The organism is Metabacillus rhizosphaerae, assembly GCF_037201795.1.
Lineage (GTDB): Bacteria > Bacillota > Bacilli > Bacillales > Bacillaceae > Metabacillus > Metabacillus rhizosphaerae.
This window is the reverse complement of sequence record NZ_CP147403.1, coordinates 4,453,119-4,465,623: the sequence shown is the minus strand read 5'-3', so window position 1 is coordinate 4,465,623 and position 12,505 is coordinate 4,453,119. Positions and strand designations below refer to the sequence as shown.

At 35.5% G+C, this 12,505-nt stretch carries 7 protein-coding genes and 1 riboswitch; of the genes, 4 read left to right on the top strand and 3 right to left on the bottom strand.

Features of this window, described 5'->3' with window-relative positions:
* Positions 1–2: 2 nt before the first annotated feature.
* The gene (locus WCV66_RS21650) at positions 3–1,826 is read right to left on the bottom strand and encodes a DNA ligase D (protein ID WP_338789520.1); all 1,824 of its coding nucleotides are present in this window, start codon (positions 1,824–1,826) and stop codon (positions 3–5) included.
* Between the two features lie 87 nt (positions 1,827–1,913).
* Here WCV66_RS21650 and WCV66_RS21645 point away from each other — a divergent pair, with 87 nt between their 5' ends.
* Positions 1,914–2,435, top strand: coding sequence for an HAD family hydrolase (locus WCV66_RS21645; RefSeq protein ID WP_338786801.1), 522 nt, complete (start codon positions 1,914–1,916; stop codon positions 2,433–2,435).
* Between the two features lie 192 nt (positions 2,436–2,627).
* The gene (pulA, locus tag WCV66_RS21640) at positions 2,628–8,252 is read left to right on the top strand and encodes a type I pullulanase (protein ID WP_338786800.1); all 5,625 of its coding nucleotides are present in this window, start codon (positions 2,628–2,630) and stop codon (positions 8,250–8,252) included.
* Positions 8,253–8,491: 239 nt separating this feature from the next.
* On the opposite strand, the gene WCV66_RS21635 is transcribed toward pulA, so the two are convergent.
* Positions 8,492–9,406, bottom strand: a complete 915-nt coding sequence (locus WCV66_RS21635) for a Ku protein (protein ID WP_066331129.1) — start codon at positions 9,404–9,406, stop codon at positions 8,492–8,494.
* 216 nt (positions 9,407–9,622) lie between these two features.
* On the bottom strand, positions 9,623–10,402 hold the full coding sequence (locus tag WCV66_RS21630; protein ID WP_185653084.1) for an undecaprenyl-diphosphate phosphatase: 780 nt from the start codon (positions 10,400–10,402) through the stop codon (positions 9,623–9,625).
* A 182-nt stretch (positions 10,403–10,584) separates the two neighbouring features.
* Between WCV66_RS21630 and WCV66_RS21625 the strand changes: the two genes are divergently transcribed.
* Positions 10,585–11,196: a DedA family protein gene (locus WCV66_RS21625; RefSeq protein WP_338786799.1), complete on the top strand. Its 612-nt coding sequence runs from the start codon at positions 10,585–10,587 to the stop codon at positions 11,194–11,196.
* 137 nt (positions 11,197–11,333) lie between these two features.
* Positions 11,334–11,444: riboswitch (yybP-ykoY riboswitch) on the top strand.
* A 99-nt stretch (positions 11,445–11,543) separates the two neighbouring features.
* On the top strand, positions 11,544–12,338 hold the full coding sequence (locus tag WCV66_RS21620) for a TerC family protein (protein WP_066331120.1): 795 nt from the start codon (positions 11,544–11,546) through the stop codon (positions 12,336–12,338).
* Positions 12,339–12,505 lie beyond the last annotated feature (167 nt).

The window sequence follows — 12,505 nt, the reverse complement described above, 5'->3', positions numbered from 1 at the left end:
AATTAAGTTGGAGTTAGACCCTTTACTAATGTTTGCAATGTTTCATCTTGGGGGGAAGAAAAGTATTCGTGAAATGGACATCCAATTGTATTAGCTCGCTTTAGTACATTTTCGATCGTAAATTGATCTACAGAAAGGCTGTCGTTTACTTCTGACCAATCTAATGGAGCGGCAATGTAGGCTCCTTCCTTTTTGCCACGTAGGGAATAGGGTGCAATAATTGTTTTCCCCTCTGCGTGTTGAATATAATCGACATACAACCGATTACCTCGATTTTTTTTCATGCGTTCAATTGTAAAATCATCTGGAAAGCTTGTCACTAAAAACTCGGCAATGAAGGCAGTAAAGACTCTCGTTTCATCATAACTTAGCGAATTTTTTGATAGCGGGATATGAATTTGTAATCCTTTGTTACCTGAAAGCTTAGGAAATGTTTTTAACCCAAATTGATCAAATATCTTTTTCATTTCTGTTGCTGCTTTAATGGCAAGCGAAAAATACTCCTTTGAAGGTGGGTCTAGATCAAATACAATTTCTGTTGGATATTCTGTGTCAATTGTTTGAAAGGGGATATGATATTCAAATGCCAATTGATTGCCTAACCACATTAATGTAGATAAATCATTGCAAATAATATATTCAATATCCTCATGCTTTTTTGTTTTGATAAAGCTTGGCGTATAATCTGGTCGATTTTTTTGATAAAAAGCTTCACCAAACATCCCGTGTGGAAAGCGGATAACGGTTAACAGACGGTTTTTTAAAAAAGGAAGCATAAGCGGTGATATTTGATAAAGATAACTTAAAAATTGTTCTTTTTTTATGTCCATTGTTTCCCAAAGTGGTTTATCAGGGTGTGTAAATATAACTTCCTCATGAATAGGTGCAGTTGATAATAGAAGCTGATCCCATGTGCACTCTCCTGGGTGTTTATCAAATCGAAATGAACTAAATGATGGCTCACGCAACTGTTCCTTATAAAGAGATAAAAATTGTAATTCAACAACAATAGCCGGATCAATCTCTACAAAGCTTGGTGTTTCAGAGCGTTTGTTTTCCTTCACAATCTTAATTAGTGCTTCACGTTCTTCGCTAGAGATTCCGTGAGAAAAAACTCCAACCTGAATAATTTCTTCACTTTTTAAAACAGCCACATGAAAATACCCATTTTGCTTATCATAACCAGAAATAAAAAGACTGGCATGTTTATAATTTTTTACCTTTAGCCATTGTTTTGTGCGGACACCACTTTCCCACTTGCTTTTTAACTGTTTTGCAATTAATCCTTCACCATCATCAAGCCTCATTTCTTTCCATAAATCAGTATATTGCGGTGTATATGGAACATACTGTAAAAGATTGGAGAGTGAGGGATCCACGATCGGTTTGAGGTTCACTGCCTTGAAAAGCTTTTGAAGCTGCTCCTTTCTTGTTACTAACGGTTCATTTTGTATAGATTTACCGTTAAATTCAAGTAGGTCAAAAGCTAAATATCTACAAGGAAATTGGGTCGCAGCCTCACTTATTTTCTCTTTGTTTTTTAACCTCCCTCTAATCTGCAATTGTTCAAAATCAGAAAAATGTTTTGAAGTCAGATAAACAATTTCACCATCAAGCGTAAGTGGTAAAAAAGGTTCTAACTTTTGATGAAGTTGTTGGATTTCTGCTAAGATTTCTGGAAATGTATGATTTAAAGGCTTTTCGTTCCTGCTTATTATGTCAAAAGTTTGATTAGTGATGGTAAGAATGGCACGGAATCCATCGTATTTTGTCTCATATACCCAATCAGCACCTTTAGGGATTTCACTATGTAAAGTTGGTAGCATTGGTTTCACTATCAAATCTCCCTTCATCAAATGTCTTACTTATAATATGGGCAGTTAATTAAGAATCATGAAAGGATGTTTAGAATTTTGAATAGAGCTGTTTTTCTTGATCGCGATGGTGTAATAAATGAAGTGCTAAGTAAAAGAGTTAAATTTGTTAATAAACCAGAGCAAATGTTTTTGCTTGAAGGTGTTGGAGAGGGGATTAAATTATTAAATGATGCTGGATTTTTAGTTTTTGTAGTGACTAATCAAGGTGGTATTGGTCTAGGGTTTATGAAGGAAGTGATGCTTGTTAAAGTACATGAAAAAATGAAAAATGATATCGCAGAGTACGGAGGGATAATTGACGATATTATTTATTGTCCACACAAGCCACATGCTGGTTGTGCCTGTCGTAAACCAGAACCTGAAATGCTACATAGACTTGCAAAAAAGCATCAAGTTTCTCTAAAGGAGAGTTTCATGGTTGGTGATCGTGACGTTGACATATTAGCAGGAAGACAGGCTGGAACAAAAACGATATTAATTGGAGATAATGAAGGATTAGCGGATTTTCAATTTCCATCATTGTATGAGGCTGCAAAATGGTTAACGAATGAAAAGTAGGGCTAATAGTCTCAAAATCCGTATATTGTACCATTGCGATAAATTTGTGAAAGTGATATTCTAAAAATGAATTTAGTGGAAACGCTTACATAAATTAATTTATAAGATTTCTATATACAGAAATCTTGTTTATTTAACTTATTGTGCAAACGATTTCCTAAAATACTATAGTCAATGGGGAGGTTATGTGGATTGAGAAAGTTAAAAATGAAGGCGTTATCTAATTTGGTTATTATTACATTGGTTTTACAGGTTTTTTCGAGCTTTCTTTCTGCAAGCACTACAGCGATCGATTCGAATTCTGTTAGTAATGAGAATGATACACATAAAATCACTAGCCCAGTCATAAATGAAGATGGAAGTGTAACATTTAACTATGAAAGTAATGGGGAAAAAGCATTATATCTCATTGGTAATTTTGTAGATTGGGAGCTTACGAAAGCGATTGAAATGATAGAGAAGGAGGGCTTTTTTTCTGTGACGGTCCCTCACTTAGAAGCTGGAGAATACCAATATAAATTCGTACAAAACAATCGTTCTTGGGATGAATCGACTATAGATCCTGCAAATCCTAATACAGTAGATGGAAACTCAGTTTTTACAATTGAATCTCCTGAACCAGTGAAAGTTCAATCTGCATTAATGGATTCATTAACTGAAATTTTAGTGACAACAAATAAAGCAGTAACTGATAAAACATTCAAAGTAATTGAGAAAGAGACTAATAAAATAGTAAAAACAACAACAACGGCTATTAGTGATAAAAAAGTAAAACTATCCTTAGCTGATGAGGAAAAAGTAGACGTTAGGAAGATCTATGAAGTAAAGATAGGAGACTCAGAACCAACAAAAGTCATAATGCGAGAGATTTTAAATGATGAAAGCTATTATTATGCAGGAGATGATTTGGGTTTTTCATATTCGCCAAAAAAAACGACATTTAAGCTATGGGCACCTACAGCCACAAAAGTTAGTCTAGCAATCTATGAAAATGCTGGAAAGTATGAAGGTGCATTTGTAATCGATCATACTGATGGTAAAGAAACAGATATGACGAGAGCTAGTAATGGTGTATGGTCATTACATGTAAAGGGAAATCTTAAAAACAAATATTATATGTATAAAGTAGAATTTGCAGATGGAAAAGTAAACTATGCAGTTGATCCATATGCACGTGCGACTTCTGCTAATGGTCAAAGAGCAGTGATCGTTGATTTAGACAAAACAGATCCAGCAGGGTTTGATCCATTAGAAAAACCACCAGTTACTTCACCAAATGATGCGATACTTTATGAATTACATGTAAGAGATTTTTCAATTGACGAACAATCTGGAATGAAAAATAAAGGGAAGTATTTGGCCTTTACTGAAAAGAGAACAACTGGACCTAACGGTGTAAAAACAGGTGTAGATTCCTTAAAAGAATTGGGAGTAAATTATGTTCACTTACTACCAACATATGACTTCGGCTCTGTAAATGAATTAACAGTTAATAACCCTAACTCACCAGATGCAAAATTTAATTGGGGGTATGACCCTGTTCACTTCAATGTACCAGAAGGCTCGTACTCAACCGATCCACAGGATCCAACTAGTAGAATTAAAGAGTATAAGAAAATGGTGCAATCTCTACATGATCAAGGGATTCGTGTTGTGATGGATGTTGTGTACAACCATACATACATGAATGAATCGACACAGCTGAAAGGTAGTTCACCATTTGATTCTATTGTCCCTGGCTACTATTATCGTACAGATGAGAATGGGAAAATCACGAATGGTTCAGGTACAGGAAATGAAGTTGCGTCTGAGAGACCAATGGTTCGTAAATACATTAAGGATTCTGTTCATTATTGGGCAACTGAATATGGGATTGATGGATACAGATTTGATTTGATGGGGTTAATCGATAAGCAAACGATGCAAGAAATTACAAAAGAACTAAAAAATCAAATTGATCCAAACTTTTTAATTTATGGAGAGCCTTGGACTGGCGGTACTTCAAGCTTGCCCCAAGCATTACAAAACGTGAAAGGCTCCCAAAAGGATCAAGGCTACGCGGTATTTAATGATCACATTAGAGGGGCCATTAAAGGGGATAGCGACGGGGATGGAACTGGTTTTGCCACTGGTGCAATTAATAAAGAAACTGAACTAGTTAAAGGTCTTCAAGGCTCGATCTATGACTTTACAAATCGTTCTTCTGAAAGCATTAATTATGTAACCGCACACGATAACTTAAATCTATGGGATAAGCTCATGCGGGTCGCAGGTATGGATGGAAATCATGATGATAAAAATTATGATCCACATGCTGTGATTACAGAAGAAAATGCATTAAAAAATGAATGGGTAAAGCGAAGTCTTTTAGCAAATGGTATTGTCTTTACGTCTCAAGGGATTCCTTTTTTACATGCAGGGGAGGAAATACTCAGAAGTAAGTACGGTGAACATAATAGCTATAAGAGCCCCGATCGAATTAATCAAATTCGTTGGGCATTAAAAGATGAGTATCAATCTGTTTTTAATTATTACCAAGGATTAATTACGTTAAGAAAAACACACCCTGCTTTTAAAATAGATTCAAAAGCTGCGATTGAAAAAAATCTAGACGTTTTTAAACAGAATGAACAAATTGTTGCCTATCAGTTGAAGGATAATGCAAACAATGATCCATGGAAGAACATTGTAGTCATCTACAATGCCAATAAAACAGCGAAAGAAGTGTCACTACCTTCGAATCGTGAATGGAATATCGTTGTAGATCATACAGCAGCAGGAGTTGAAACGATTCGAACAGTAAATAGCAATAAAGTTTCAGTTGAAGGACTTTCGATGATGGTGCTATATGATCAAGCTGAAGCAGCATATAAGCCAGTTGCAACAAGTATTGAAGTCACTCCTCAGTCATTTGCAATAAACCCAGATGAATCAAAGTATTTGGCCGCTTATGTCAAAGATCAGAGGGGGAGAGTAATGCTAGGAGAAAAAATCAAATGGTCTTCTTCAAATAAAAAAGTTGTGACGGTTACAAATGGGAAAGTAACTGGTATTACAAAAGGTAAATCGACCATTACTGCAAAAGTAGGTAAAATAACCGAAGAAATAGAAGTAATAGTTGATAATTTAGCACCCGAACATATAACAATTTCAGGGAATAATTCCGTTTTTGAAACCTATTCTGCACAACTGTCTGCATTAGTAAAAGACCAATATCAACAAGACATGCTAGGGACAAAGGTAACATGGACATCATCGGATAAGACGATCGCAACGGTTGATAATACAGGAAAAGTCTCAGGGATAAAACCAGGGATTGTTACAATAACGGCACAATCTGAAAATGCAATTGCTATATTAGAGATGACAATTAAAAAAAATGTAAAACGTTATGTACGGATTAAATATATAAGGCCTAATGGAGATTTCACTGGTGATTTTGGGGCATGGAATCTCTGGGTTTGGAACACAGGAGTAAAGAATGATCAAATAGATTTTGAATCAATCAAAGGTGACACAGCGATAGCAAATGTGGAAATCGCTCCTGAGACAGAATCAATAGGTTTTTTAGTACGAAAAGGAACGGATTGGAATACAGCAAAGATATCACCAGACAGTGATGATCATAATGTGCAAATTAATCGTGATGATATACTTACAAAAGTAACTGTTGTAACAGGTGTTACAGGTCAAACAGTGGTACCGACTGTTACAGGTCCAGTTTTAGAGGGTGGTAATGTCACATTCTACTACAGAGATGAAGAGCTCTTCCAAGGGGAGAGCATGCATACAATTGATCAAGTTAAAATTAAAATTGATGGTAAAGAGTTCACAATGCAATACAGTGAACAGGATGAATTCTTCTCTTATAAGCTTGAAGACATAGCAGAAGGAACACATGAGTATAGCTTCTTAGTCACAAAGGATGGTAATACAACTGAGGTTACCGACCCGAAAAACACTAAAAATGAAAAGTCAACCATCACTTATAATCGCCCTGATCTAACAGTTGAAGCAAGTGTTTTGCCAAATGAATTTTCATCTGATGAAAATGCGGTACTTACCGTTAAAGCTTCATCAAATGAAAATGTAAACATTAAGGAAATGTTTGTAAACCTAGAACCACTAGGTGGTCGGGAAAAGGTTGAAATTGACCCTGAAGTAGGCGCTGTATCAATTGCTGTCAACGAAACAATATCAGCAGGTGAGAAGGAAGTCGACGTTACAGTAGTTGATGAGTATGGAAACAACCATACAAAATCAATTAAGGTAGCTATTATTCCAGAGAATACTGTTGGTGATGAATTAGATTTTGATTGGGATGAAGCACGAATTTATTTCATGCTAACAGACCGCTTTAAGGATGGAGATCCTTCTAACAATGGCGCAAACGAATATGATCGAAACCATGCTGAAGCATATCATGGTGGTGATTTTCAAGGGATTATTGACAAGTTAGACTATATCGATAACCTAGGAATCAATACAATTTGGATAACACCTATTGTGGATAATATTGACTTTAACAAAGGTCTCGATTTCACAACTGCAGAAGGTCTAGAAGCAAAACAATATGGCTATCACGGCTATTGGGCAAAGGACTTTACAACATTAGATGAGCACTTAGGTGATATTGAAACATTTCAAGAGTTAATTGAAAAGGCTCATGACCGCGGCATGAAAATTATGTTAGATGTGGTTGTAAATCATGCGGGTTATGGTGTGAATGGAAAAATGAATGAAGCGTGGAAAGCTGATGCAGACAATCTTCCTACTGATGAGGAAGTCGCTAAATTGCAAGGTATGTTCAGAACGGTCGATGAAGATCCAACAGTCAGAGGTGAACTTGATCATCTTCCAGATTTTAAAACGGAAAATACTGAGGTCCGTGCGAAAATAATCGACTGGCAAACAGCATGGCTTGAAAAAGTAAGAACAGATCGCGGCGACACAATTGATTTTTTCCGAATTGACACGGTTAAGCATGTTGAAGATGCAACCTGGCAAGCATTGAAAAATGATTTAACTGCCATCGATCCTGATTTCAAAATGATTGGAGAATATTGGGGGGCAAGTGTTGCTAATGATGGCGGATATTTAGGAACTGGTCAAATGGATTCTCTTCTTGACTTTGATTTCAAAGAAAAAGCAAAAGCATTTGTAGATGGAAGCATCGATAGTGTCGAAACATATTTACAAGAACGCAACAACCAACTTAATAACACAGCAACATTAGGTCAATTTTTAAGCAGTCATGACCAAAATGGTTTTCTATCTGAATACGTGAATGGAGATGTAGGTAAATTAAAGGTTGCTTCAGCATTACAAATTACCTCGAAGGGTCAACCAGTTATTTACTATGGAGAAGAATTAGGTAGATCCGGTAAATCAGACTGGGAAAAAGAAGGTGAAACAGTATTACAATTTGGGCAAAATCGTGATGATATGCCATGGGGGCTACTTGAAACTGAAGATCCAAACGCAATGGCATTACACAAGCATTATTCAACATTACTAAACATTCGTGCTGAGTATTCCAAAGTTTTCTCAAAAGGTACTCGTGAAAAAGTAGCAGGTGGAGATGCTGAAGACTATTTAGTATTTAAAAGAAAATATGAAGAAGAGCAGGTTTTAGTTGGATTAAATGTAACAGATAGTGCAAAACAAGCTACTTTTGTAGTAGACTTCCCCGCTAATACTAAGCTTAGAGATTTATACAATGAAAAAGAATATGTAGTAAACAGCAATAAGGAAGTAACAATTAATATACCAGCTGATGATAATGGTGGTACAGTTGTGCTTGCTACAATGAAGTGACGAAGATGAGCTAAGATTGAATGGGATTTAGAATTTATAATAGACCGACCTGGGAACTTTTCCAGTAACAGGACTAGTTATAAATGTTCTAAATTAATTCGGTCTTCAACCCGCTGGTACTAGTTTTAAATTAGTTAGTAGCTTGAGGAAATAGCTAATACGAGTGAAATATAATTTGTAGAGTAAACACGCTTAGAGACAGGAAATGCTGTATTCTAAGCGTGTTTTAAGTGGATAACTTATGCCTTTTTACGGACTGTTTTCGTCTTCTTAGCAATTGTTTGACTTGGTGCTAGTGGCTGACCACCTTCATCACCAGCAGCTTTAGCTTGTGTTGCCTTTGGCTTTGCTGGTTTAGCAGGGTTTGCTTTTCCTTGTGGTTTTTTTGTTTTTTCAATACTTGCCTGTAGTGCGCTCATCAAGTCAACTACATTTTGTCTTGGTGCTGCTTCTGTAGGTGTTTTGCCTTCATCCTGATTTACTTTTCTTTCAATTAATTCTTGAAGTGCAAGTCGATAGTCATCCTTATATTTTTCAGGGTCAAAAGTTGTTGTAAGTTGATCAATTAACATGATGGCGGTTTCTAGCTCTTTACTGCCAACTTCGACCTGCTCAGGTACACTTGGAACTTCTTTCACATTTCTAACTTCATCTGGATAATGGACTGTTTCCATAACAATGCAATTCTCGTAAACACGAACCATTGCTAGTTGTTGTTTGGAGCGGATTGTTATTTGTGCCACACCGATTTTACCGGATTGATTTAATGCTTCACGTAATAATCCATATGCTTTTCCACCGTTTTCACCTGGTCCGATGAAATAAGAACGACTAAAGTAGATGGGATCAATCTCTTCCATTTTTACAAAATCAATGATTTCGACAGTTTTATCCTCATGCTCGTCCTTTAGTTCTTTAAGTTCTTCATCCGAAAGAACAACATATTTCCCTTTTACATATTCGTAACCCTTGACAATTTCTTCAGTCGAAATTTCTTCATCACAGTTAGGGCATTTTTTTTCATACTGAATCGGTGTATGGCATTTTTTATGAAGGGTTCTAAGTTTGATATCTTTATCTTCAGTTGCTGCATAAAGCTTTATTGGTATGTTTACCAGGCCGAAACTGATTGATCCTTTCCACATCGTATGCATAAAATTCCCTGCTTTCCATCGTATATTTTAAAATGCTGATTAGCTTGCACTGTTCAATCCACTATATTAGGAATGCTTTGCTAACATGGTAGTTAATACATTGATTTGGCTTGAATACGACATACCCATTTTGTAAATAGCATAAGTAACTTTTTACCTTTTCATGTCTAGTAATACATACCAATAAAAAAAGTCAAAAGCTAAATGCTTTTGACTTTAAAAAATAGCTATTTTTTGCAAAAGAATAATGAATCCACCAAGTACCCATACATAAATCGCAAAAATTCTTAGGGACTGTCGCTTAACAAAAGAAATCATAAATTTAACTGCAATATATCCAAAAAAAGCAGAAGAAATGGTTGCAACAAGCATTGATAACAGGCTAATTTGTGGAACGTTCCCTGACATTACATCCTTCAGCTGAAAAATGACTCCACCAAAAATGGCGGGGATTGAAAGTAAAAAGGAAAAATAAGCAGCAGCTTCTTTGTCCATTTTTCTTATAAGCGCACCAACAATCGTCATACCAGACCTGGATATAGCTGGGAAAATTGCAAATGCTTGAAAGCTCCCAATAAAAAAAGAGTCAAAAAGAGAGAGGTCGTCTATCTTTTTTGCACCATTTTTAATTGAGTCAGCAAACCATAAAAATATTCCAGTTACGAGAAATTCCCAACCAATTGTTACACCTGTTTTTGAGATTTCATCAAAAAAGTCACTGAACAATACACCAGCAAATACAGCTGGAATTGTACCAACTACTAATAATGCTGTTATTCGACTAAATGGTTTTTTAATCAGCTTAATTATAATGTCCTTATAAAAAACAAGTAAGGCAATGAGTGTACCAATGTGAAGCATTGTATCTAAGTATATGCCTGCTTCCTCTAAACCAAAAAGCTTTCGTCCAATATAAAGGTGTCCTGTACTGCTAATTGGTATAAACTCCGTTAATCCCTGAATGATTCCTAAAATAATTGCTTGGAGCCAATCCATATTAATTCCTCCTAACAAAATGAATATGAAGTATGAAAGAAGTTCCCATCTAGGGAATTTTAAAAATGCCAGACCTAGTGCAGTTTTAACCTCGTTCCTTCATAAAAATGGTTGTCTGTATAAATGAATATGTGTATTATATAGGACGGTAGAACTTATTGAATGAAAATAGGTGATTATTTATGGAAGAGTTCATTTTATCAATCATAGAAAATTTTAAAGAGTTATCATATTTAGGAATTATGCTTGCATTAACGATTGAATTTGTGCCAGCAGAGCTTGTTTTACCTCTTGCAGGGTTTTGGGTATTTGAAGGAGATATGACCTTATGGGGGACTGTTTTAGCAGGAACAATCGGGGGCACTTTTGGTCCATTAACTCTATATGCAGTTGGAAGATTTGGAGGAAGACCATTTTTATTGAAATTTGGTAAGTTTGTTTTCATTAATGAAGAAAAACTAGCTAATGCTGATACATTTTTTGAACGAAATGGAGCGATGGTTGCTTTTACCGCAAGATTTCTTCCAGGTGTAAGAACATTAATTTCGATTCCTTGTGGTATGGCTAAAATGAATGTTTGGGTGTTTTCAATCTATACCTTTTTAGCGATGTTTCCGATAACATTTATTTATGTTTACTTAGGTTTTAAGCTTGGAGAAAGATGGAAAGATGTTGCAGAATTAGCTAATTCCTATATACTACCGATTGGAGTTGGAGTTTTAGTCATTTTTCTACTATATAAATTCCTTTCAATAAGAAGGAAAAAATTAATTAACAAGAACATTGCTAATTAATAAAGGCACTTATCTAATGGTTTGTGCACTTCAACTTAGGCTAAGTAAGGCTTTTATCAAAACATCCTTAAATAAACTAAAGAAAAATCTGTTGACAAAGGTATCAACTTCAACATATTATAATAGTAACTTAATATTCTTCTTTCAAAGGGGAGTAGCGTTCAGGGTAATACCTGAAAACAAAGTCGTCATTTCATGGATTTTCTTCCATCGGCTTTGTTGGCATGAACGGATTTGTAATACATGCTCAGCAAGACCTTTGCCTACGTTGGCAAAGGTCTTTTTTTGTTGTCCTTTTGCTAACACAGGGTATAAGAAAAATAGCCTAAAGCATAGGAGGAGAAAAAATGGATGTAACATTATTGTTTGAGTATGGCTGGGTATTACTAGTTCTTGTCGCTCTTGAGGGCATATTAGCAGCTGATAATGCACTTGTTATGGCAGTGATGGTTAAGCATTTACCAGATGAAAAAAGGAAAAAAGCATTGTTTTATGGGCTTGCAGGTGCGTTTATTTTACGATTTGGTGCATTATTTTTAATTTCGTTTTTAGTAAACGTATGGCAGGTTCAGGCAATTGGTGCCGTTTATCTACTTTATATTTCGATCAATCATATAATAAAGAAATTTGTACTGAAAAAGCATGAGCATCAAAAAAAGGTAAAAAAAGAGTCTGGCTTCTGGGGAACAGTATTGAAAGTAGAATTAGCTGATTTGGCATTTGCTGTCGATTCTATTTTGGCGGCGGTTGCTTTAGCTGTAACATTACCAGCTACTAATCTTCCTGTCATTGGTGGGTTAGATGGTGGTCAATTCCTGATAATCCTAGCAGGAGGAATTATTGGAATTATCATTATGAGATTTGCTGCTACGTACTTTGTAAAACTTCTAAAGAAAAAACCAAATCTTGAAACAGCAGCTTTTGTCATTGTAGGTTGGGTTGGAGTTAAGCTAGCGTTGTATACGTTAGCACACCCAGAAATTGATCTAGTGTCTAAACATTTTATTGAATCAGCAACATGGAAACTGATTTTCTGGATTGTTCTTGCTGGAATTGCTATTGGCGGTTGGTTCTTATCGAAGGATGTAAACGTTGAAGATGAGACAGATCAACAATTAATGAAAAGGGTTGAAAACCAATAACGTGATTTAAAGACGTTTGATAGTAAATTATCAGACGTCTTTTTTTGTAAGAAAGTATTAAAAATTAGATTTTATGGAATATTCATACCTAAAAATTATAAAAAATGGGGGTTTAATATAAGTAAATACTTGAAAGTGACAACTTTTTATGTCAAATATGTAACAAA

Bases quoted from the DNA above. Each gene is read 5' to 3' on its own strand.
- WCV66_RS21650 (WP_338789520.1), bottom strand. From the start codon at position 1,826: ATGCTACCAACTTTACATAGTGAAATCCCTAAAGGTGCTGATTGGGTA.
- WCV66_RS21635 (WP_066331129.1), bottom strand. From the start codon at position 9,406: ATGCATACGATGTGGAAAGGATCAATCAGTTTCGGCCTGGTAAACATA.
- WCV66_RS21630 (WP_185653084.1), bottom strand. From the start codon at position 10,402: ATGGATTGGCTCCAAGCAATTATTTTAGGAATCATTCAGGGATTAACG.
- WCV66_RS21625 (WP_338786799.1), top strand. From the start codon at position 10,585: ATGGAAGAGTTCATTTTATCAATCATAGAAAATTTTAAAGAGTTATCA.
- WCV66_RS21620 (WP_066331120.1), top strand. From the start codon at position 11,544: ATGGATGTAACATTATTGTTTGAGTATGGCTGGGTATTACTAGTTCTT.